Origin of the sequence: Ochrobactrum sp. MYb379, from assembly GCF_037479515.1 — a bacterium.
GTDB lineage: Bacteria > Pseudomonadota > Alphaproteobacteria > Rhizobiales > Rhizobiaceae > Brucella.
This window is the reverse complement of record NZ_JBBGYW010000002.1, coordinates 458,008-479,171: the sequence shown is the minus strand read 5'-3', so window position 1 is coordinate 479,171 and position 21,164 is coordinate 458,008. Positions and strand designations below refer to the sequence as shown.

Sequence of the window (21,164 nt, the reverse complement as noted above, 5' to 3'; positions counted from 1 at the left end):
TGGTCTGGGCTCCCCTTTGATCTGCTGCCAGTCGTTGTCTGACGTTTTCAGACTGGAACCGGCGACAGCAATGTGGGGCGGGTTTAACCGTTTGCAAGTGCTTTGACCACCCTGTCCGCCGCCTATTAGACCTTTGGACTGTGGGTATGGGATATTGCGCAGACCTATCCCGCTTCCTACTTTCATGCGGTAAGATCGAGAAAAGTGGACAAAAATGATCCTTGAAGCCGCAGCAAAAGCCCTCAAACGCCTTCCAACACCTGAGTTTCGCTCGGTTTTGTTGAAAACGCTGGGTTTGACACTATTGCTGCTCGTCGGGCTCTGGGTCGCAATTCGTCAATTATTTTTTACCTTAGCCTGGCCGTGGATGGAGCAGATCCTGCCCGGAATGCCCGAATGGGCTGGCTGGCTTGGAATTGTGGCAGCTATTGTTGCTGGCCTTGGGCTGGCACTCGTGCTCGCGCTAATGATCGCTCCCGTCACAGCGCTTGTCGCCGGTATTTTCCTTGATGACGTGGCCGATGTGGTTGAGCGCGAGGATTATCCGGGTGAGCCAAAAGGCACACCCTTGCCATTAGGGCGTTCAATGATTGTGTCACTGAAATTCTTAGGCGTCGTTATTCTCGGCAATATCGTGGCGCTGTTTTTGCTGTTCATACCGGGGATCAATCTAATCGCCTTTTTTGTAATCAACGCCTATCTGCTTGGCCGGGAATTCTTTGAATTTGCCGCAATGCGCTATCGTTCAGAAGCGGAAGCGAAGGCGCTACGCTCGCAATATGGAGTAACGGTCTTTCTCGCAGGACTGTTGATTGCAGGCTTCCTCGCAATCCCAATCGTTAACCTGCTGACACCGCTTTTTGCCGCCGCGATGATGATTCATCTGCACAAAGCGATCTCTGCAAAGGAGATGTTAAAACTGCGGCGGTAGCGGAATAAGCGCTGCCGGAACATCGCAGGTTTTGCCCGGATATTTGCAAATATCGGCGACAACGCATTTCTCGCATTCAGGCTTGCGCGCCTTGCACGTATAGCGCCCATGCAGAATGAGCCAGTGATGGGCGTGGAACAGATATTCCTTTGGGATCACCCGCATCAGAATAGCTTCCACCGCCTCTGGCGTTTTACCTGGCGCAAGCCCCATGCGGTTACCGATGCGCAAAACATGCGTGTCGACCGCCATGGTAGAATGCCCGAACGCCATGCTTAACACCACATTGGCAGTCTTGCGACCAACACCCGGCAGCTCAACCAATGCATTCAAATCGTCCGGCACCTCGCCACCATGCTCGCGGATTAACGCTTCTGATAAAAGAATGACGTTTTTGGCCTTGTTGCGCCAAAGCCCGATGGTCCGGATATAATTACCAACCGTCTCTTCCCCAAGCGCAAGCATCTTTTGCGGCGTATCAGCAATGGCGAAAAGAGCGCGGGTCGCTTTGTTGACGCCCGCATCGGTTGCCTGTGCCGAGAGAACCACTGCCACCAGCAGCGTAAAAGCATTCACATGCTCGAGTTCGCCCTTCGGTTCGGGGCGTAGAATGGAAAAGCGGCGGAAAATCTCATGAATCTCATCCACTGTGTAAAGCGTACCAGCCACCCGGCGCGGACGGCGAGCGGGTGTTGCAACATTCACAGGGGATTTGATTTTGGCGTTTTCCATTTTGTCTCTATACTGGCACTTGGCTTTGGAAAAAACTTAGCAGCTTGACGCAGCCCCCACAGGACGTCGAATCCATGCAGCATCCAGACGGCGCAAATCCGGATAATTTTGACGAACCAATTTTCAGCGCATTACTGACGCCCTATCGATCACTGGGACGAACGGGATTTCGCGTGCTGATGGGCGCGCTCATCGCCTGCTGGCTTTTTGTGTGCTTACTGTTCTGGTCAATTGGCGCATGGCCGATCATCGGATTTTTCGGTCTTGATGTCCTGCTGATCTATCTGGCTTTTCGCTGGAATTACCGCGCGGCCAATGCACGAGAAGAAATATCCGTCTCCCGTTCAGCACTGCATATTCGCAAATATGAGCCGTCCGGCAAAGTGAGTAGCCACGAGTTTCATCCGTTTTGGTCGCGGTTTAAAGTAGCCCGTAAACCTGAGTTCGGCATCACATCCATGCATGTCGAAAGCCGCGAAAACCGCGTGCTTGTCGGTGGTTTTCTTAATCCCGATGATCGCGAAAGTTTCGCAACCGCTTTTCGCGATGCGCTTTCAAAAGCGAAAAGATAGATTTTTCCACATAAGTTGACGGCTTTTGCCTCTAACGCATCTGATTTACGGTGTGACATCAGGAATCGGTTTTCGGCTCTTGAAGTCGGGCTTTTCACAAGCCATATCAGTTGGGTGAAAGATACGCCGCAAGGGTGCTTTCCATAACCGGTCGCTTCGATAAGGACTGATGCAATGACACGAATGACACCGTTTTCGAGCCCGCTATTGCTCGGATTCGACACAATGGAAAAGACGCTGGAACGGATTGCCAAATCCGGCGAAGGTTACCCGCCCTATAATATCGAGCGACTGCGCGGCGAGACCGGTTCTGAACGGCTGCGTATCACGCTGGCTGTTGCGGGTTTTGCCAGCGACGACCTCGAAGTCATGACGGAAGACAACCAGCTTGTTATCCGCGGACGCCAGACCGACGACACAGAACGCGAATTTCTGCACCGCGGCATCGCTGCCCGACAGTTTCAGCGCGTGTTTGTTTTGGCGGATGGAATGCGGGTTGTCGCCTGCGATCTGAAAAACGGCCTACTAGCGATTGATCTTGATCGTCCTGAACCAGAACGGCTGATCAAACGTATTAATATAGCAGTTAAAGATTGAACCGGGTTCACCTTAGGTTCAGATCAAAACCGCTATAAAGAATTATTAAGCTCTTAAGCGCCATGATCGCAAATGATATGCCGCTAGAACGGAGGCTACGATGATGAACAGACACATTCTTACTGATCATGAATTCGCGCATCTGGGTGAAGGCGAACTGGCCTATGTGCGCAAGATCAGGTCCGATGACCTTTCCCGCACCTTTCCTGCGCTGCCACCGATTGCTCCAGGTTTAGAAATCTGGGCGCTGTTTGGCGCGAGCGGCGAGCCGATTGTGCTCTCCGATGTCCGAGCCACAGCGCTTCAGGGCGCACATGAACATGAACTGCGCACAGTGACGCTGCAGTAAGCTTAACCAGTAATGTCGATCCATAACATGGCTCGACATTACGGCTTCGCAGAGAATTGCATCTTTTCCTTTTATACAGAGATAAAACGCCTGAATACATCATTCAAGTAAGCCTGATCTTGAATGCGGAAGTTTGTAGTTCCGACTTTTTCAAAACCCTGTTTAACATAAAATGCTATCGCGGGACTATTCTCAGAATTGGTCGTCAGCCAGACTGAAGGGCTTCCAGCAGCTCGCGCGTATTTCAACCCTTCCTGCAATAATAGCCTTCCAAGCCCTTTACCGTGATGACGAGGCTGAACATACAGGGTAGAAATCTCCATAGACGAACAGCCGATAACTGGAGCAGGTTTCCCGTCACTCATACGAATGAACGCATCTATGCCATCTTCATTCTCTGAAACGACGATATGTTCGTTGGGATCATCAATTAGTTTGTCGAAGTTGTGGGCAGTAAATTCAGTTAGTGCATAATCAGCAAAAAAAGCATTTACCCCACGCTTGATGTAAGTCCCCAACCAAACTTCAATTGAGATAGCGGCCAATACTGGCGCGTCGGACGCATGGGCAATACGAAACTTCATGTGCAGGTTCCAGCATACAGGTTGAAATGCTTCTTACAATTATGAGGGCATTGGAATTCAGAAACTCTCTGGAGAGGCAGACTAAAAAAATACTGGAGCTTATCAAGCTTATACGTGTTCACGGTGCGTTATATCGCGTTGCGAAACCTAGTTAAACGTTCCGTCCACTGTTTAAAATCGAAAGAATGAGGGACTAACTTCCAGCCCGCAAATGCCAGAACAAACAAAGCCGCCGTTCTCCCCGAAACGGCGGCTTTTTTAATTCTTATTCGCCAAACTCAGGCAGCGTTGGTGGCTGGCTGTGCTTTGAGGAATGAATAAAGCGCCTGCGCATCATGTGTGCCGCGCAACTTTGCAACTGTATCAGCATCGCGCAGCATACGCGCAATCCGTGATAGGGCTTTCAGGTGGTCAGCGCCCGCGTTTTCCGGTGCCAGAAGCAGGAAAACAAGATCAACAGGCTGATCGTCCAGTGCTTCAAAATCCACTGGCGTTTCAAGGCGCGCAAAAATTCCGGCAATCTTATTAATACTCGCCAGCTTACCGTGCGGAATGGCGATGCCATTACCAACGCCAGTCGAACCAAGACGTTCGCGCTGGAGAATTGTTTCAAAAACTTCACGCTCAGGGAGACCGGTCAGTTCCGCAGCCTTTTCAGACAGAATCTGCAAAAGCTGCTTTTTGGAGCTGGCTTTCAACGCAGGGATAATCGCCCCTGGCTGAATCAGATCACTAAGATCCATTCTCTCCGTTCCTTCTTCAATCAAGCCATTTAAGGCCCTGTTTAGGGAAGCGCACGACAGCATCCACTGCGTGCGCTCCAGGTTTGCCGTCAGGCGCGTGGCGCGGACTGGCGGGTTACCGTTGACGGATCAACCCAGCCAATGTTTCCGTCCGCACGACGGTAGACGATATTAACTTCATCATTTCCTGCATTGCGGAACACCAGAACCGGATTTTCAATCAGGTCAAGTTCCACAACTGCCGACGCGACCGAGAGGGTGCGAAGAGCAACAGACGATTCCGCAACAATAGTTGGCGCGTAATCCACCGGAAGATCCTCCTCTTCCTCCGGCAGCGGTGCCATAACACGATATGTCACATCATCATAGATCGCATTTGGTGCAGTGGCAGGACGAGATTTCAGCCGGCGCTTGTAACGACGCAACCGGGTTTCAATCTTATCAGCCGCCGCATCGAACGCCAATTGCGGGTCCTGCGCATCTCCGGTGCTCTGAAGAGTGGCACCACTATCGAGATGCAAGGTACAATCTGCGCTATAGCGCGATCCGGACTTGGTGACCGTTACCTGCCCGGAAAAGCCATGATCAAAATATTTGCCGACTGCATCATTAACCCGATCAACGATCCGAGTCGTAAAAGCTTCGCCGACGTCCATATGCTTTCCAGATACACGCAGAGTCATTTGGTACACCTCATTTGCGTTACACAACAGGACGTAGTCTAACCACATGGTGAGCGAAGCGCAAAGCGAACCAGCATCAATTTTGCTTTTCGTCCTGTGCTTATTTTAGCCTCGTTTCACATATTCCAGAGAAGCAGAGCTTGCTTTCTGGAATGCGCTCATTTTCACGGCTATTCGAGTAATTTCCCCATTCATCGTCAGGGATGGCTCACTGCACATCGTTCTCTTATGTAACGCAGAAAACGCAGAAGCGTTTCCTGAAATATTACCTAGCCTTCCATTCAAACAATCGGTCAGTGTGAAACCGACTTTTGCAGGTTCATATCGTTATGCGAGCCGGGCTTCTATTGACTGAAACGTCAATTGTCAATCGCAGCGAATACCAGTCATTTTCGAATGCAATGCGTGCTGCTTGTTAGAAATTGAGCAAATTCTTATAAAATCAGAGTTCAGTCGTCTCAAAGTTTCAGAGCAATTCCATGATGTTACAAACGTATTTCGTTGCTGCTTCCTGACGCCAGATGCCACCTGTCATCGTGCAGATAATCTGGCTTTTTTCTCGCGTCTGCGTTGAACCGATGAAGCAATATTCATCGATTCCCTGTATTTTGCGACTGTACGGCGTGCGATATCCACTCCGTCTTTTTTCAATGCATCAACGATTGCATCATCGGAAAGCACGTCATCGGGCTTTTCCGCGTCAATCATCTGGCGGATACGATGACGCACACTTTCCGATGAATGAGCATCTCCACCTTCTGACGAGGCGATAGAAGCGTTAAAGAAATAGCGCAATTCAAAAACACCGCGCGAGGTTGCCATGAATTTATTGGCCGTCACGCGACTAATGGTTGATTCATGCATACCGACCGCATCAGCTACAGTACGCAGGTTCAGAGGTTTGAGATGTGTGACACCGTCGCGAAGAAAGCCGTCCTGCTGACGCACGATTTCCTGTGTGACTTTAAGAATCGTTCGCGCCCGCTGATCAAGACTGCGCACCAGCCAGCTTGCCGACTGCATACAATCAGACAGAAATGCTTTCTCTTCCGCTTTCACAGAAGGACTGACTTCCGCGTAATATTCATTATTCACGATCAGGCGCGGCATCGCATCAGGGTTAAGCTCAATCGCCCAGCCGCCATCGCGGGTGGGCGACACCAACACATCGGGCGTGATTACATCAGCAACCGAAACCTCAAACTGCGTGCCGGGCTTCGGATCAAGCGCTCTGATTTCACCCAGCATATCGAGAAGATCGGATTGATCGACACCACAAAGCTTTTTGAGCGCGACAAAATCCCGACGCGCAAGCAAATCAAGATTATCAATAAGCGCGGCCATTGCCGGATCATACCGATCTTTTAATCGAAGCTGAATGGCCAGACATTCGCGCAAATCACGGGCAAAAATGCCTGCCGGATCAAAACCTTGCACGGCATGCAACACACGCTCAACATGCGCTGTTTCAACGCCAAGATTTTGCGCAAGCAATGACGTATCAGCGCGCAAATAGCCACTTTCGTCGAGCGCATCAGCAAGTGCAGTGGCGATAAAACGATCAGCGGGATTGCTGAATGAGAGGGCAATTTGCTCGGCAACATGCTCACTCAAAGACGGACGGTTCGCTGTGAGTTGATCAATATCATAGCTGCCACCGCTGCCCGCACTCTCGACGCCGGTGGTTTTCCACTGGGGATCAAGCATGGCCCCAGCATCATCTGAGCGACCAGGATCATCGGGAAAAATATTTTCTAACGAGCTATCAAAGGTGGACGAAAGATTTTGCGCGTCGGCGACATTATCCGTCTTGAACCAGTCTTCATCGGATGAAGCATCCGACGTGTCACCGCTATCGCTCGCAGTTTCAGGCTCTGCAAAATCGTCGTTTGCAGCTTCTATTCTATCCAGAAGCGGGTTTTTCTCGATCTCTATGTCGATAAATTGCTCCAGCTCGATATGCGTCATCTGCAACAGCTTGATGGACTGCATCAACTGCGGAGTCATCACCAGCGATTGCGATTGACGAAAATCTAGCCTCGGCGACAGAGCCATATGACGCGCAACTCCCCCATTTCCTTTACAGCAAGTTAGCTGGCAAACCGCTTGTTCCCGAATTGTTTTCAATTAAAGCGTGCAGTTCATCAAAACTGGTATGAACCTTGCTTGTCAATTCTGAATGTGCGTATTTTCCAGAAAAAGGAAAAATAGTCGCAGCAATGAGGCGACTGTCGAAGCAGTCGTCGCGTTATACACGGGAAGAAGGGAAGCGGTTTCCACGTGTTTGTGGAAACCTGAAATAATTAGAGCGTGAACTGGTCGCCGAGATAAAGCCTTCGCACGTCAGGATTGGCGACGATTTCCGCGGGGCGGCCATGGGTCAGCACCTGACCCGCATGGATAATATAGGCACGGTCAATCAGACCAAGCGTTTCGCGCACATTGTGGTCGGTAATCAGAACGCCAATGCCACGGCTGGTCAGATGGCGCACGAGCTGCTGGATATCGGAAACCGCAATCGGATCAACACCCGCAAACGGCTCATCCAACAACATGAAATTTGGACGCGATGCGAGAGCGCGGGCAATTTCGAGACGGCGTCGTTCACCACCCGATAATGAAATTGCGGCAGCCTTACGCAAATGCGAAATGTGAAACTCTTCAAGAAGAGCATCGAGTTCCATAGCACGCTTCTTGCGGTCCTTTTCGACCACTTCCAGCACAGCCTTAATATTGTTCTCGACCGAAAGGCCACGGAAAATCGACGCTTCCTGCGGCAGATAACCGATGCCAAGACGCGAACGGCGATACATCGGCATCGAAGTTACGTCGTAACCATCAATTTCAATTGAACCTGCGTCAGCGGGAACGAGACCCGTCACCATATAGAAGCACGTCGTCTTACCGGCACCGTTTGGGCCAAGAATACCAACAGCTTCACCAGCGCGAACACCAAAAGACACGCCGTTGACAACCTGACGTCCGCGATAACTTTTGCAAAGTCCACGCGCCACCAACGTTCCCTTGAGGCGTGTTTCTTTGCCCGGCTGCGCAGGCATCATGCCATCAACAGCAGATGAAGGTGCAGCACTTTCAGAAACGGCCATAGACTCGTCGGCTTTCTTATTCCAGAACAATCCCACGCGTGCTCCGGTTAATTCGATTTGGGCGCAGCGCCGCCCTGCTGTTGATCCTTGGGCGACATGATGATCGAAACACGACCCTTGCTCTGGCCCTTGCAGCTTTCAAGGAAAGCTTTGCCGGTGCCCATATTGGCCGTTAGTTTGCAGCCAGTGGCCACATTGTCACCATCGGTGAGGACAACTTTCTGACCCTGCAACACCATGACCTGACTTTTGCCGTCATAAGTGCCGGTATCGCCAGTGGCGACCTGCGTGCCGGATTTCAGATAAACTTTTTCGCTGATTTCCAGACGATCAATGCCAGAACCACTCAAGCCAGCAGTACCGCCAGCGGGTTTGCCATCCGCGCCCTGCGCATCTTTATTATAAAAGACAATCATCTTGCCGGACTTCAGAAGTGCATCGCCCTGCATCACAGAAACATTGCCTGTGAAAATGGCCTTGCCTTCTTTGTCGAGCATTTCGAGCTTGTCGGCATCGATCTTGATCGGGTTTTTGCCATCAGAAAGCTTGAGGCTGCCGAATGGAACCTGCTGGCTATCCTGAGCCATAGCCGAAATCGGTACAACAATGAGACCGAGCGCCAAAGCCGCAAATCCCATCCGCAGCGTGCGGGTCTTCAAGATCTTGTTCATTGTGCCCGTCTCACGTTCCATCGCTTATACTTCCCCTAAAGACCCCTGCGGGATCAGGTCCAGCGCAATTCATAACTGTCTGACGCTTAAACGGTTATGAAAAGTCGATCAACCTTCCACAACCACATCTTAGGCCAGAATATCAGTCTTAATCTTAAACATAACGCAGCCAGATAGAAATATCTGACTGCGCATAAACCCAATCACAACCACCTAAAAAGCGCGGCAAATACATGCGCTGCTTTTCGGCAATTATCCTGCCCGATCATTTTCAGGCGTTTTGTCACCCGAAACTTCACCACCGTCAATGACGACACGCACTTTGTTTTCAAAGATCAGCACCTTGCCGCTCTCTTTAATCTGCATGCTGTCAGCACTGATCTGCGTGCTGCCATTGCGAATATCAACCGGCTTATCTGTCGTCACCTGTCCGCTCTTCAGATTGACATCTGCGTTGCGCATGACGGCATGAAGTCCTTCATCAGTGGTAACAGTAAAATCCTTATCAAGTTGCAAACGGCCATTCGCATTATCGTAAACGCCGGACGCAGCTTCGATTTTAGCATTACCCTTTTCGCCAACAGGCAGCTCTGCCGAAATACCTTCAAGTGCAATCGAGCCACTATTCTTGGCATCCTGCACAGCTTTTGCTGCCACCATCGAATAAGGACGATTATCCTTGGTATAACCATTGAGCTGCGGATTGCTCATCACAAGCTTACCCGGCTCTCCGCCATTATTGACTTCAACTTTAACAGGCGAAGCAGGCGTAGCAAGAAATGTGTACCACGAAAAAACAGCTGCCAGTGCAATTGCAGCGACAGGCAAAGCGGTCTTCAGTACCCGCACGCGGACCGAATGGCGCTGTGCTGATCGAAAAATCGAGGCTGCCTTTTCAGACGCTCCAAAATGCATGCCAACGCCTTCAGAAACTGCAGTGGCAGCTCCTCGCGAAACATGAATATGTGGTGTGTCAGCGCTCATCGTGTCTTTCAATCGTTCCAGATTTTCGTCAGCTTTTAATGTTGCTTTATTGCTCAACAGTTTACGAAAGCATTAGGATCAACATTTTTCGTCGAATGCTATCTTCGTTCAATGCGGCTTATTTGGGGTTCAATAGCCTGCTACTCAAGTCTGATACAGACCACAAAACAACGCACCTGCCATGCAAACCGGGCATAGGCTCTATAAATTCGCAGAAAATACCGCGTATTCCGGCTTTTCACTGCTGATAAAAGCCCGATCAATTCCTTGTTAACATAAAACTAAATTTCATTATAGTCTCCAGCCTGAGCAGAAGGGAAGCGCACCACCTTCCCCAATTGCGAACCATATATTAAAAGGCATCAATTATTATTTATCTTGTTTGTTGAATGGATGGGACCGACCGAATGGCTCAAGATGCCGAAGCCCTGATCGAAAGACGCAAGCTGCGCCGTAAATTGACTGTCTGGCGTGTGGCGTTTCTCCTTCTGCTGGCTCTATTGATCGCCGGCATCGCCTCTTATTCCCTGCGCGGAACGAATTTTGCGACACCGCATGTTGCGAAAGTGCGCATCGAAGGCACTATTTTTGAGAATGAAGAACTTCTCAAGCGTCTTAACAAGATTGCCGATGACGATGCCGTCAAAGCTGTGATCCTCATTCTTGATTCTCCCGGCGGCACCACCGTTGGCGGCGAAACGATTTATGAAGCTGTGCGGAGAATCGCCAAAAAGAAGCCGGTCGTGACACAAGTTGGCACACTTGCGGCTTCCGCGGGCTATATGATTGCCGCTGGCTCAGACCACATTATTGCGCATCAGACCTCTATCGTTGGTTCAATCGGCGTGCTGTTCCAGTATCCGGATCTGTCGAAGCTGCTCGACACAATTGGCGTAAAGGTCGAAACCATCAAATCTTCGCCACTCAAAGCCGAGCCTAATTATTTCAGCCCAGCAAGCGAAGAAGCCAAAGCCATGATCCGCAGCATGATCATGGATTCCTATGACTGGTTTGTCGGCATTGTACAGGAACGTCGCTCTTTCACGCATGAAGAAGCGCTGGCGCTTGCCAACGGTGCAGTTTTCACGGGCCGTCAGGCGCTTGAGAAAAAGCTGATTGACGGGTTGGGTGGAGAGCAAGAAGCGATTGATTGGCTGACGAGCAAAGGTATTTCCAAAGATCTGCCGAAACTTGAATGGAAGCCGGTCAGCGCAGATACCGGATTTTCGCTCCGCGATCTCATTATTCATGCTGGTGCCAAACTTCTGGGCTTGCCTCAGGAAGCCAATGGATTACTTAATGAAATCGCTAAAGATCGTATCTTCCTTGACGGACTTCTCTCCGTTTGGCACGTTGACGGTCAGTCGGGCAACAACCCGGCAAATAATTGAGTCCTTTCATCGGACAACATAAACACAGGGGTTAAAAGCCGTGATCAAATCGGAACTCGTTCAGATTATCGCCAGCCGTAATCCGCATCTTTTCCAGCGCGATGTTGAAAACATCGTTGGAGCGGTTTTTGATGAGATCACAACCGCCCTTGCTGAAGGCAATCGCGTTGAGCTTCGCGGCTTTGGCGCGTTTTCGGTGAAAAACCGTCCTGCACGCAGTGGCCGTAATCCACGCACCGGCGACACGGTGGACGTCGAAGAAAAGTGGGTTCCTTTCTTCAAGACGGGTAAAGAATTGCGCGACCGTCTCAACGGCGCCATCTGATCTGTCATGGTGGCAAAGCGCGTCGTAACAATTGTCATTCTTGTGCCGCTGGCGATCATTCTAATCGCTTTGTCGGTGGCCAATCGTCAAACGATTGGCCTGACAATTGATCCGTTCAATCCCGGCAATCCAGCGCTGACCTATCAGGCTCCTTTGTTTATCTGGCTGTTTGGTGCGCTCATCCTTGGCGCTTTCATTGGCGCTGCGGTGACTTGGCTCACCCAAGGAAAGCACCGCCGCCGTGGTCGCCACTATAAAAAAGAGGCCTCACAGCTTCTCGAACGTGCCGAATCTGCTGAAAAACGCCACACGTCTCACACTCTCACCAAGGTCTGATCGCGTCTTTTCGTTTTTTCACTTTCGTTCCGGCGACATTTGCCCTACCTAAACCCAAAATAATAAACGGAGTTTCGGGTGAAGGCGCCAAAAGGAAAAGGCAAAAAGCCAACAGGTGGTAAAGAGCAGCGCGGTTCAGGCCGCGTAAAGCATGAAGAACCACGTTCGGCTTCAAGACAAGGGAACAAGGCCGACGACAAGGGCACGTTCTTTAAAAAGCCGCGCCCGCAATTCGCTAAGGCACCTGTTAAGCCAGCCGAAGAAAAGCACGTTGCAGCTAGCCCTCTACGCGAAATCAAAGCGTATCAAGGCGAGCGTCCCGGCGAACGCGCACCGGTCATCCTCGAAACAGAGCCATCAAACGATTATGCGCTGCTTGATAGCGGCGATGGTCTCAAGCTCGAACAATATGGCCCCTATCGCATCATCCGCCCGGAAGGTCAGGCCATCTGGCTTCCAAGCCTCGGCAAAGGCGAATGGGATAAGGCCGACGCAGTCTTTACCGGCAATACCGATGAAGAAGGTATGGGCCGCTGGGCATTTCCAAAGCTGCCGATTGGTGAGCAGCTCGGCGAAACATGGCCGATGCAGCATGACGGCATTTCGTTTCATGGCCGTTTCACATCGTTCCGCCATGTCGGCGTGTTCCCGGAACAGGCCGCACACTGGTCCTATATGGGCAAGCTTATTCGTGATGCAGCCAAATCGGGCCGCACTGTAAAAGTGCTCAATCTGTTTGGTTACACAGGTGTAGCTTCGCTTGTTGCAGCACGCGCAGGCGCTGAAGTCACCCATGTCGATGCTTCGAAGAAAGCAATCGTCTGGGCGCGCGAAAATCAGGAAATGGCCGGACTTTCCGACAAACCAATCCGCTGGATTTGCGAAGACGCGATGAAATTCGTGCAGCGCGAAGAGCGTCGCGGCAGCACCTATGACATTATCCTGCTTGATCCGCCTGCCTATGGCCGTGGCCCGAACGGCGAAGTCTGGCAGTTGTTCGAACATCTGCCTGCAATGGTCGATACCTGCCGTGCGATCCTTTCGCCCAAAGCTTTGGCCGTCATTCTGACCGCCTATTCAATCCGCGCTTCCTTCTTCGCCATCCATGAACTGGTCCGCGACCGCTTTACCGGACTTGGCGGAACGGTCGAATCGGGCGAACTTATTCTTCGCGAACGTGCCTCAAAGCGTGCGCTTTCCACCTCCATGTTCAGCCGCTGGGTAGCAAAATGAGCCGAGACGACGATTTTTCTAAAAGCGGCAACACACATTCTGGCCAGCATTCGGGCCAGCGGGTCGGTCAGGTGAAAGAAGTCACCAGCCTGACAAATCCGATTGTTAAAGACCTTCGCTCGCTCGCACTGAAAAAATTCCGCGACCAGCAGGGCGTGTTTCTGGCCGAAGGTCTGAAGCTCGTTATTGATGCCTTCGAACAGGATTGGCGCATTAAGACGCTTGTTTTTGCCAAGTCCGGCAAGGGTAACAAGATGGTCGAGCAGGTTGCAGCGCGCACGTTTGCCAAGGGCGGACTGGTGCTGGAAGTGACCGAGAAGATCATGGCAGCCATCACCCGTCGCGATAATCCGCAGATGGTGGTTGGCGTTTTCGAGCAGCAGTATCAGCAGCTTTCAAGCCTCAAGCCAAAGGGCAATGATGTTTACATCGCGCTTGACCGTGTGCGCGATCCCGGTAATCTTGGCACCGTCATCCGCACAGCCGATGCGGTTGGTGCCAAGGGCATTATCCTGATCGGCGACACCACCGATCCTTATTCGCTTGAAACCGTGCGCGCCACCATGGGCTCGGTCTTCTCGTTGCCGCTCTATAAGACAACGGAATCCGATTTTCTCAACTGGCGCAAAGGCTTTTCGGGGCTTCTCGTCGGTACGCATTTGAAAGGTGCCGTCGATTACCGCACTATTCCTTATGCCAAAAAGCCGGTCATTCTGATGATGGGCAATGAGCAACAGGGACTGCCGGATAATCTGGCAGAAAGCTGCGATAAGCTCGCACGTATTCCGCAAGCTGGTCGCGCCGATTCGCTTAATCTGGCGATTGCCACCGGCGTGATGCTCTATGAAATTCGCCGCGACGCGCTCACCCTTGATGAAAGGACCAGCGGATGAAGCGTCATGCCGTCCTGTCATCGTTTTTCGTTGTCTTCTTTGCGGTTCTGATCGATCAGGGCATCAAATATCTCGTTGAAACCCGGATGGGCTATCACGAGCAGATTGATATTCTGCCGTTTCTTGCGCTGTTTCGCACGCATAATGAAGGCATCGCATTCTCGATGCTGGCATGGCTGCACGACTGGGGACTGGTTGCGATTACCGCAGCCGTCATTGTTTTCGTGCTTTATCTCTGGTGGACCAATCCGTCCAATCGCGTCTTTGCGCGTTATGGCTTTGCGCTCGTTGTCGGCGGTGCGATTGGCAATCTGATCGACCGCGTCATGCACGGTTATGTGGTCGACTATATTCTGTTCCATCTGCCGACGTGGTCGTTCGCTGTTTTCAATCTGGCGGACACGTTTATCACCATCGGAGCAGCGCTGATTATTCTGGAAGAATTCCTCGGCTGGCGACGCGAACGCGCCACTCGCTAACCATTATTGCTAGTTGTTTTTTGCAGCCCGAGCGAAAGTCTTGATTGCACAGGGGCTTTCGCTTAGTTTGAATTCAAATTTAACAGTTTTTTGAAGGGGATAAGCTCGACCCACTCCAATTGACACATTGGTGACACGCTTCTGTCATCCTCGCGTAGCACTGAACGACTATTGCTTTGGCAAATACGGAACAAATCATCCGTTGCCGGGGCAAGCCATTCGGGACTGCGCGGAAACGGAATTAGGAGCGAATCATCATGTCAACACTGCTTGGAATGAGCCAGCAAATCATCGATGATACGGTCATGTCGGGTATAGAAGCACAACAGGCACTTTTTGAGACAAACGGCGCTCCCATCGTTTTGGGACGCATTGGTTCACTCGAAGTGCGACTTGCAAATTCTCGCGAGGCGATTGAAGCCGCGCAGGAGCTGCGGTTTCGTGTGTTCTTTGAAGAGTTAGGCGCCCGCAAGGAAAGTATTGAAGAAGTTGAATTGCGAGACGCCGACCGTTTCGACGCAATCTGCGATCACCTTCTGGTTTACGACACCGCCCTGCCCGTGCCTGAGCACAAGCAGATTGTCGGCACCTATCGCCTGATGCGCAGCGAACAGGCAGAAAAGGCACTCGGCTTTTATTCGGCTGATGAATATGACGTGCAGCGTCTGGCGCTTTCGCGTCCTGATCTGAGACTTCTCGAGCTTGGTCGCTCTTGCGTCAAAGCTGAATATCGCTCCAAGCGTACGGTCGAACTGCTCTGGCAGGGTGCGTGGGCTTATTGCCGCCGCCATTCGATTGATGTGATGTTTGGCTGTGCATCCTTCCATGGTGCCGTGCCTGCTGCACATGCGCTGGGACTATCGTTCTTGCATCAAAATTGCCGTGCAACGCCTGACTGGGATGTGCGCGCGCTACCACATCGCTATCAGCCAATGGATTTGATGCCGAAGGAAGCCATCAACACCAAGGTTGCGCTGTTTTCGATGCCACCACTGGTGAAGGGCTATCTGCGCCTTGGTGCCATGATCGGTGACGGCGCAGTGATCGATGAAGCTTTCGGCACGACCGATGTATTCATCATCCTGCCAATCGAGCGTATTTCCAGCCGGTACATCACGTATTACGGCGCGGACGCAAACCGCTTTGTTTAGTCTGTAGATATTCTGGTTCTGGTGGCCTGCAAATGGCTTTTTTCTGCGCTTCCGGTGCTCATGTACCTTAAGTACACTGCGCTCCGGTTCTCGAAAAACACCATTTTCGGCATACCATAACCAGAATCTCAAACAGACTGGGCAGTGCCCTTATCCCCTGCCCGCCAATTCCTTCAGCTTATAAATCAGCTCAAGTGCTTCACGCGGTGTCAGCTCATCCGGGCTGATATCCGCAACAGCCTTGGACAACTCGCTGTCCTTTGCGTTCACCTGCGGCTTTGGCTTTTCCTGTTTCAGCACGACTGAGAACAGCGGCAGATCATCGATCAGCTTGTCAGCCTTCCCCGATGTTTCGCCAGCTTCGAGCTGATGGAGCACATCACGCGCACGATTGACGACAGCTTCCGGAAGACCGGCAAGGCGCGCAACCTGTACGCCATAGGAACGATCAGCCGCGCCCTTTGCCACCTCATGCAGGAACACGACATCATTGTCCCATTCCTTGACCCGCATGGTGACATTCGACAACCGGTCGAGCTTTTCAGAAAGTGCCGTCATTTCATGAAAATGCGTGGCAAACAATGCGCGGCAGCGGTTCTTTTCGTGCAAATATTCAACCGCAGCCCATGCAATCGAAAGCCCGTCAAAGGTTGCCGTACCGCGACCAATCTCATCGAGAATGACCAGCGAGCGTTCGCCCGCCTGATTGAGAATAGCGGCTGTTTCAACCATTTCCACCATGAAGGTCGAACGGCCGCGCGCCAGATCATCAGACGCGCCAACGCGGCTGAACAAGCGGTCCACCACACCGATCTGCGCCGAACCCGCAGGCACAAACGAACCCATCTGTGCCATGATCGCAATCAGCGCATTTTGACGAAGGAAGGTCGATTTACCGCCCATATTCGGGCCTGTGAGCAGCCAGATAGCGCCATTCCCGCCGTCTTTCTGTGGTGAAAGATCACAATCATTGGCCACAAACGGATTGGCCGCCTGACGGCGCAGCGCCTGCTCCACCACCGGATGACGGCCAGCGACGATGTTGAATGACAGACTGTCATCGACCAGCGGACGACAATAGCCCTGCTCATCGGCAAGTATTGCAAGTGCTGCTGAAACATCGAAAACGGAAAGTGCAGCAGCAGCAGCACGAATACTATCGGCATGGCTGACCGCTTCGGCTGTTAGTTCTTCAAAGATTGCAAGTTCAATAGAAAGCGCACGATCAGCCGCATTGGCGATTTTGCTTTCCAGCTCGGCCAGTTCCGTTGTGGTAAAACGCATGGCATTGGCCATTGTCTGGCGATGGATGAAGCGGCCCTTTGCTTCAACCGTATCGGTCATAGTGCCGGAATTATTGGCTGTAACTTCAATGAAATAACCAAGCACATTGTTGTGCTTGATTTTCAGCGTCTTAATACCGGTTTCCTCGATATAGTCGGCCTGAAGTCCGGCAATCACGCGGCGCGACTGATCACGCAGCGCACGCATTTCATCGAGTTCTGTGTTGTAGCCTTCACGCACGAACCCGCCATCGCGCTTTAGCAGCGGCATTTCGTCAGCAAGCGCACGATCAATGTGCGCCGCAAAGCTGACCGGCAATGCCTCAATGGCCTCACGCGCCGCTGCCAGTTCATCGGGCAGAATTGTACCTTCAAGTATAGAAGCAATGCCGTTGGAGGCTTCAAAACCACGCTGCAAAGCACCCAAATCACGCGGACCACCACGACCAACCGCCAGACGCGACAGTGCGCGCGGCATATCCGGCACACCTTTCAGCTCCAGCCGCAGCCCTTCGCAAAGCGATTGCTCGCTTAAAAACCATGAAACGGCATCAAGACGCAGCGCAATCGCCTTCGGATCTGTCAAAGGTGCTGTCAGACGCTCGGCAATCAGCCGCGCACCACCGCCCGTTACCGTGCGGTCAATGGCCTTGAGCAGACTGCCCTCGCGATTGCCGGACATGGTGCGGGCAAGTTCAAGGCTTGCACGGGTGGCAGGATCGATGAAAATCGTGCCGCCTTCCTGCTCGCGTTCAGGCCGCATCAGCGGCGGACGCTCGGCAATCTGCGTCTTTTCAATATAGGCAATGGCACCGGAAATGGCGGAAAGCTCAGAGCGGCTGAATTGTCCGAACCCATCCAGTGTCGCCACATTGAAATAGCGCTGAATGCGATTTTCAGCGGCCGCACTGTCAAACAGAGTTGCAGGCTGCGGGATAACCGCCTTGCCGATAAGATCAAAAGTCGGACGCAGCTCGGCATCATGAAATGCCGTGTCCGCCACGATCAGCTCTCGCGGATCGACACGCGCCACATCGGCAAAAAGCCGGTCTTCGCTCGTCTCCGACACACGGAATGTGCCGGTGGAAATATCGATCCAGGCAAGAGCCAGCGCGCCGTCGCCTTTGGTGCGGCCAAGCGCCATCAGATAATTAGCTTCTGACGGATCAAGCAGCTTTTCCTCAGTGATTGTGCCGGGCGTTACCAGCCGGATAACATCGCGGCGAACCACTGATTTCGAGCCACGTTTCTTGGCCTCTGCCGGGTCTTCAATCTGCTCGCAAACCGCAACGCGATAGCCTTTGGCAATCAGTCTTTGCAGATAATCATCGGAAGCATGAACCGGCACGCCGCACATCGGAATGTCTTCGCCAAGATGCTTGCCACGCTTGGTCAGCGTGATGCCCAGTGCCTTGGAAGCCTCGACCGCATCGTCGAAAAACAGCTCGTAAAAGTCGCCCATGCGGTAGAAAAGCAGCGAATCAACATTCGCAGCTTTGATCTCAATATACTGTTCCATCATGGGCGTGAGGCGAACAACGGTTTCCTGCGTGTTATTTTCATCCGCATCAACCTGTTTCTCTTCGACCTTCGCTTCCATGCCAAACCTTCATTTATTGCGATTTAAATCCATTTAAAGACATAATACGTTCAATATCATGCTTTTTAGGATCCATATCTATTCCAAAATGCGCTGTTTACACTCCTACGGACTGACGCTATCGAATTCGTCCCGCAGAAGAAACCGGAGGGAACATGCCAGTCTCGACGCCGAAGGGCAACACGCCAGAACGCACACCCACAGCCAGTGAGAAGGAAGCGCTCGACTTTCACGCGCATGGCCGTCCGGGAAAGCTGGAAATCAATCCCACCAAGCCGATGATGACGCAGCGCGACCTGTCGCTGGCCTATTCGCCGGGCGTCGCAGTGCCAGTCAAGGCAATCGCCGAAAACCCTGCCACCGCCTATGATTATACGGCCAAGGGCAATCTGGTTGCGGTCATTTCCAACGGTACAGCCATTCTTGGCCTTGGCAATCTCGGCGCACTGGCTTCCAAACCTGTGATGGAAGGCAAGGCCGTCCTCTTCAAGCGCTTTGCGGATGTGGATTCCATCGATTTGGAAGTCGATACGACCAACATTGATGAATTTATCAATGCCGTGCGCTATCTCGGCCCATCCTTTGGCGGCATCAATCTCGAAGACATCAAAGCACCGGATTGCTTCATCATCGAACAGCGTCTGCGCGAAGTGATGGATATTCCGGTTTTCCACGATGACCAGCATGGCACAGCAATCATTGCTGCAGCAGGCATGATCAATGCGCTGCTTTTGACGGGTCGTGACATCAAAAATACCAAGCTCGTCTGCAATGGCGCGGGCTCTGCAGGCATTGCCTGTATCGAACTCATCAAGGCCATCGGTTTCCCGTCTGAAAACGTCACGCTCTGCGACACCAAAGGTGTCGTTTATCAGGGCCGCGAAGAAGGCATGAACCAGTGGAAGTCGGCGCATGCCATCAAAACGTCCAAGCGCTCGCTTGAAGACGCCATGAAAGATGCCGACATCTTCTTCGGCGTTTCGGCAAAGGGCGCGCTGACCAAGGAAATGGTGCGTTCAATGGCACCAAATCCGATCATCTTCGCCATGGCCAATCCCGACCCGGAAGTGACCCCGGAAGACGTTGCCGAAGTGCGCGACGATGCAATTGTTGCCACAGGCCGCTCGGACTATCCAAATCAGGTCAACAACGTTCTCGGCTTCCCGTATATTTTCCGTGGTGCGCTTGATGTGCGTGCAACCACGATCAATGACGAGATGAAGATCGCAGCGGTTTACGCGATTGCGGATCTGGCACGCGAAGACGTGCCGGACGATGTGGTTGCCGCCTATCAGGGCAGCCGTCCGCGCTTTGGTCCGCAGTATATCATTCCGGTGCCATTCGATCCGCGCTTGCTGGCAACCGTTTCCGCAGCCGTTGCCAAGGCCGCGATGGAAACGGGTGTGGCCGGTCGCGCCATCGAAGACATTGAAGGCTACAAGCAGGAACTGCTTGCGCGTCGTGATCCAATTGCTTCGACATTACGAGGCATTTATGAGCGCGTGCGCCGTCAGCCAAAGCGCATCGTCTTTGCCGAAGGCGAAGAAGAGCCAACAATGCGCGCCGCTGTTTCCTATGTTAATCAGGGCCTTGGCACTGCCATTCTGGTTGGCCGCGAAGAGCGTGTTGCAGAAACGGCCAAGGAAGCGGGTCTTGATCTCAACCGTCCGGGCATTGAAATCATCAATGCGCGCTTGTCGAGCCGCAACGCGGCCTATGCTGATTATCTCTATGAGAAGCTTCAGCGCAAAGGCTATCTGACGCGCGATTGCCATCGCCTGATCAACAATGATCGCAATCATTTCGCGGCTTGCATGGTTGCACTTGGCGATGCGGATGGCATGGTAACGGGCATCACCCGTAATTACGCCACGGGCCTTGAAGACGTGCGCCGCGTTATCGACTCAAAGCCGGGCCATCGTCTGGTTGGTGTTTCCATTGCGCTTTGCCGTGGTCGCACTGTGTTCATCGCCGATACTGCCGTTCACGAAAAGCCAACCGCTGAAGAACTCGCCGATATTGCGGTGGAAGCCGCAGGCATGGCGCGTCGCATGGGCTATGTGCCACGCGTGGCACTCACTGCGTTTTCGACATTTGGTCATATGGGCGGCGAAAGCTCGGCGCGCATTCAGGAAGCCGTGCGTATTCTCAACACGCGTCATGTCGATTTCGAGTTTGACGGCGAAATGAGCGCAGACGTGGCGCTGAACCCAAAGCTGATGGAGCGGTATCCGTTCATCCGCCTGTCGGGTCCGGCCAATGTCATCGTCACACCGGATAATCATTCGGCATCAATTGCAGCCAATATGCTCCAGGAACTGGGCGGGGCGACCATTATCGGCCCGCTGCTCGTTGGTCTCGACAAACCAGCACAGATCGTCAGCATCGGTGCGAAAGATACCGACATTGTCAATATGGCGGCAATCGCTGCCTATAATGCTGGCAACTGAAAAGACGAATGAAATGCTAAACAGCCGGGCAATGCCCGGCTGTTTCTTTTGAATATTCATACAATTTAAA

Annotated in this window: 21 protein-coding genes; 12 read left to right on the top strand and 9 right to left on the bottom strand. The window is 52.3% G+C overall.

Annotation, left to right across the window (positions count from 1 at the left end; all coding sequences use genetic code 11):
- Positions 1–214: 214 nt before the first annotated feature.
- A complete protein-coding gene (locus tag WH356_RS06350; RefSeq protein WP_339509340.1) occupies positions 215–931 on the top strand; it encodes a sulfate transporter family protein in 717 nt (238 codons plus the stop codon).
- Here the strand turns inward: WH356_RS06350 and nth are convergent.
- On the bottom strand, positions 914–1,663 hold the full coding sequence (nth, locus tag WH356_RS06345) for an endonuclease III (protein ID WP_339509339.1): 750 nt from the start codon (positions 1,661–1,663) through the stop codon (positions 914–916). The two genes, WH356_RS06350 and nth, sit on opposite strands and share 18 nt — an antisense overlap.
- A gap of 74 nt (positions 1,664–1,737) precedes the next feature.
- Here nth and WH356_RS06340 point away from each other — a divergent pair, with 74 nt between their 5' ends.
- From WH356_RS06340 to WH356_RS06330, 3 genes are all read left to right on the top strand, one after another.
- Positions 1,738–2,235 carry a DUF2244 domain-containing protein gene (locus WH356_RS06340; RefSeq protein ID WP_339509338.1) on the top strand — a complete coding sequence of 166 codons (498 nt, stop codon included), beginning with the start codon at positions 1,738–1,740 and terminating at the stop codon, positions 2,233–2,235.
- Positions 2,236–2,409: 174 nt separating this feature from the next.
- Positions 2,410–2,832, top strand: coding sequence for an Hsp20 family protein (locus WH356_RS06335; RefSeq protein ID WP_250039117.1), 423 nt, complete (start codon positions 2,410–2,412; stop codon positions 2,830–2,832).
- A gap of 103 nt (positions 2,833–2,935) precedes the next feature.
- The gene (locus WH356_RS06330; RefSeq protein WP_339509522.1) at positions 2,936–3,181 is read left to right on the top strand and encodes a DUF1150 family protein; all 246 of its coding nucleotides are present in this window, start codon (positions 2,936–2,938) and stop codon (positions 3,179–3,181) included.
- Positions 3,182–3,252: 71 nt separating this feature from the next.
- On the opposite strand, the gene WH356_RS06325 is transcribed toward WH356_RS06330, so the two are convergent.
- The 7 genes from WH356_RS06325 to lptC form a co-directional block, all read right to left on the bottom strand.
- Positions 3,253–3,765, bottom strand: a complete 513-nt coding sequence (locus WH356_RS06325; protein ID WP_339509337.1) for a GNAT family N-acetyltransferase — start codon at positions 3,763–3,765, stop codon at positions 3,253–3,255.
- Between the two features lie 278 nt (positions 3,766–4,043).
- The gene (gene ptsN, locus WH356_RS06320; protein WP_339509336.1) at positions 4,044–4,508 is read right to left on the bottom strand and encodes a PTS IIA-like nitrogen regulatory protein PtsN; all 465 of its coding nucleotides are present in this window, start codon (positions 4,506–4,508) and stop codon (positions 4,044–4,046) included.
- 89 nt (positions 4,509–4,597) lie between these two features.
- Positions 4,598–5,191, bottom strand: a complete 594-nt coding sequence (gene hpf / locus WH356_RS06315; protein WP_339509335.1) for a ribosome hibernation-promoting factor, HPF/YfiA family — start codon at positions 5,189–5,191, stop codon at positions 4,598–4,600.
- Between the two features lie 531 nt (positions 5,192–5,722).
- Positions 5,723–7,246, bottom strand: a complete 1,524-nt coding sequence (rpoN, locus tag WH356_RS06310) for an RNA polymerase factor sigma-54 (RefSeq protein ID WP_339509334.1) — start codon at positions 7,244–7,246, stop codon at positions 5,723–5,725.
- Between the two features lie 248 nt (positions 7,247–7,494).
- A complete protein-coding gene (gene lptB / locus WH356_RS06305; protein WP_310012475.1) occupies positions 7,495–8,334 on the bottom strand; it encodes an LPS export ABC transporter ATP-binding protein in 840 nt (279 codons plus the stop codon).
- Between the two features lie 11 nt (positions 8,335–8,345).
- On the bottom strand, positions 8,346–8,990 hold the full coding sequence (locus tag WH356_RS06300) for an LptA/OstA family protein (RefSeq protein WP_339509333.1): 645 nt from the start codon (positions 8,988–8,990) through the stop codon (positions 8,346–8,348).
- A 231-nt stretch (positions 8,991–9,221) separates the two neighbouring features.
- Complete coding sequence (gene lptC / locus WH356_RS06295; RefSeq protein WP_339509332.1) at positions 9,222–9,953, bottom strand: LPS export ABC transporter periplasmic protein LptC; 732 nt, start codon at positions 9,951–9,953, stop codon at positions 9,222–9,224.
- A 407-nt stretch (positions 9,954–10,360) separates the two neighbouring features.
- Between lptC and sppA the strand changes: the two genes are divergently transcribed.
- The 7 genes from sppA (at position 10,361) to WH356_RS06260 (ending at position 15,761) form a co-directional block, all read left to right on the top strand.
- The gene (sppA, locus tag WH356_RS06290) at positions 10,361–11,344 is read left to right on the top strand and encodes a signal peptide peptidase SppA (RefSeq protein ID WP_339509331.1); all 984 of its coding nucleotides are present in this window, start codon (positions 10,361–10,363) and stop codon (positions 11,342–11,344) included.
- 40 nt (positions 11,345–11,384) lie between these two features.
- Positions 11,385–11,669, top strand: a complete 285-nt coding sequence (locus WH356_RS06285; RefSeq protein WP_250039129.1) for an integration host factor subunit beta — start codon at positions 11,385–11,387, stop codon at positions 11,667–11,669.
- A gap of 6 nt (positions 11,670–11,675) precedes the next feature.
- A complete protein-coding gene (locus WH356_RS06280; RefSeq protein ID WP_339509330.1) occupies positions 11,676–12,005 on the top strand; it encodes a LapA family protein in 330 nt (109 codons plus the stop codon).
- A 78-nt stretch (positions 12,006–12,083) separates the two neighbouring features.
- A complete protein-coding gene (locus tag WH356_RS06275; RefSeq protein ID WP_339509329.1) occupies positions 12,084–13,238 on the top strand; it encodes a class I SAM-dependent methyltransferase in 1,155 nt (384 codons plus the stop codon).
- Positions 13,235–14,131, top strand: coding sequence for a TrmH family RNA methyltransferase (locus WH356_RS06270; protein WP_339509328.1), 897 nt, complete (start codon positions 13,235–13,237; stop codon positions 14,129–14,131). Before WH356_RS06275 ends, WH356_RS06270 begins: the two co-directional genes overlap by 4 nt.
- Complete coding sequence (lspA, locus tag WH356_RS06265; RefSeq protein ID WP_339509327.1) at positions 14,128–14,610, top strand: signal peptidase II; 483 nt, start codon at positions 14,128–14,130, stop codon at positions 14,608–14,610. Before WH356_RS06270 ends, lspA begins: the two co-directional genes overlap by 4 nt.
- 257 nt (positions 14,611–14,867) lie before the next feature.
- Positions 14,868–15,761 carry a GNAT family N-acetyltransferase gene (locus tag WH356_RS06260; protein WP_339509326.1) on the top strand — a complete coding sequence of 298 codons (894 nt, stop codon included), beginning with the start codon at positions 14,868–14,870 and terminating at the stop codon, positions 15,759–15,761.
- Positions 15,762–15,911: 150 nt separating this feature from the next.
- Here WH356_RS06260 and mutS read toward each other — a convergent pair whose 3' ends face one another.
- A complete protein-coding gene (gene mutS / locus WH356_RS06255) occupies positions 15,912–18,644 on the bottom strand; it encodes a DNA mismatch repair protein MutS (RefSeq protein ID WP_339509325.1) in 2,733 nt (910 codons plus the stop codon).
- 155 nt (positions 18,645–18,799) lie between these two features.
- Here mutS and WH356_RS06250 point away from each other — a divergent pair, with 155 nt between their 5' ends.
- Positions 18,800–21,094, top strand: a complete 2,295-nt coding sequence (locus WH356_RS06250; protein ID WP_339509324.1) for an NADP-dependent malic enzyme — start codon at positions 18,800–18,802, stop codon at positions 21,092–21,094.
- Positions 21,095–21,164 lie beyond the last annotated feature (70 nt).

Bases quoted from the DNA above. Each gene is read 5' to 3' on its own strand.
- WH356_RS06260 (WP_339509326.1), top strand. From the start codon at position 14,868: ATGTCAACACTGCTTGGAATGAGCCAGCAAATCATCGATGATACGGTC.
- WH356_RS06300 (WP_339509333.1), bottom strand. From the start codon at position 8,990: ATGGAACGTGAGACGGGCACAATGAACAAGATCTTGAAGACCCGCACG.
- hpf (WP_339509335.1), bottom strand. From the start codon at position 5,191: ATGACTCTGCGTGTATCTGGAAAGCATATGGACGTCGGCGAAGCTTTT.
- nth (WP_339509339.1), bottom strand. From the start codon at position 1,663: ATGGAAAACGCCAAAATCAAATCCCCTGTGAATGTTGCAACACCCGCT.
- lspA (WP_339509327.1), top strand. From the start codon at position 14,128: ATGAAGCGTCATGCCGTCCTGTCATCGTTTTTCGTTGTCTTCTTTGCG.
- mutS (WP_339509325.1), bottom strand. From the start codon at position 18,644: ATGGAAGCGAAGGTCGAAGAGAAACAGGTTGATGCGGATGAAAATAAC.
- WH356_RS06340 (WP_339509338.1), top strand. From the start codon at position 1,738: ATGCAGCATCCAGACGGCGCAAATCCGGATAATTTTGACGAACCAATT.
- sppA (WP_339509331.1), top strand. From the start codon at position 10,361: ATGGCTCAAGATGCCGAAGCCCTGATCGAAAGACGCAAGCTGCGCCGT.
- lptC (WP_339509332.1), bottom strand. From the start codon at position 9,953: ATGAGCGCTGACACACCACATATTCATGTTTCGCGAGGAGCTGCCACT.
- WH356_RS06330 (WP_339509522.1), top strand. From the start codon at position 2,936: ATGAACAGACACATTCTTACTGATCATGAATTCGCGCATCTGGGTGAA.
- WH356_RS06270 (WP_339509328.1), top strand. From the start codon at position 13,235: ATGAGCCGAGACGACGATTTTTCTAAAAGCGGCAACACACATTCTGGC.
- WH356_RS06335 (WP_250039117.1), top strand. From the start codon at position 2,410: ATGACACGAATGACACCGTTTTCGAGCCCGCTATTGCTCGGATTCGAC.
- WH356_RS06350 (WP_339509340.1), top strand. From the start codon at position 215: ATGATCCTTGAAGCCGCAGCAAAAGCCCTCAAACGCCTTCCAACACCT.
- WH356_RS06280 (WP_339509330.1), top strand. From the start codon at position 11,676: ATGGTGGCAAAGCGCGTCGTAACAATTGTCATTCTTGTGCCGCTGGCG.
- rpoN (WP_339509334.1), bottom strand. From the start codon at position 7,246: ATGGCTCTGTCGCCGAGGCTAGATTTTCGTCAATCGCAATCGCTGGTG.
- WH356_RS06250 (WP_339509324.1), top strand. From the start codon at position 18,800: ATGCCAGTCTCGACGCCGAAGGGCAACACGCCAGAACGCACACCCACA.
- WH356_RS06325 (WP_339509337.1), bottom strand. From the start codon at position 3,765: ATGAAGTTTCGTATTGCCCATGCGTCCGACGCGCCAGTATTGGCCGCT.
- ptsN (WP_339509336.1), bottom strand. From the start codon at position 4,508: ATGGATCTTAGTGATCTGATTCAGCCAGGGGCGATTATCCCTGCGTTG.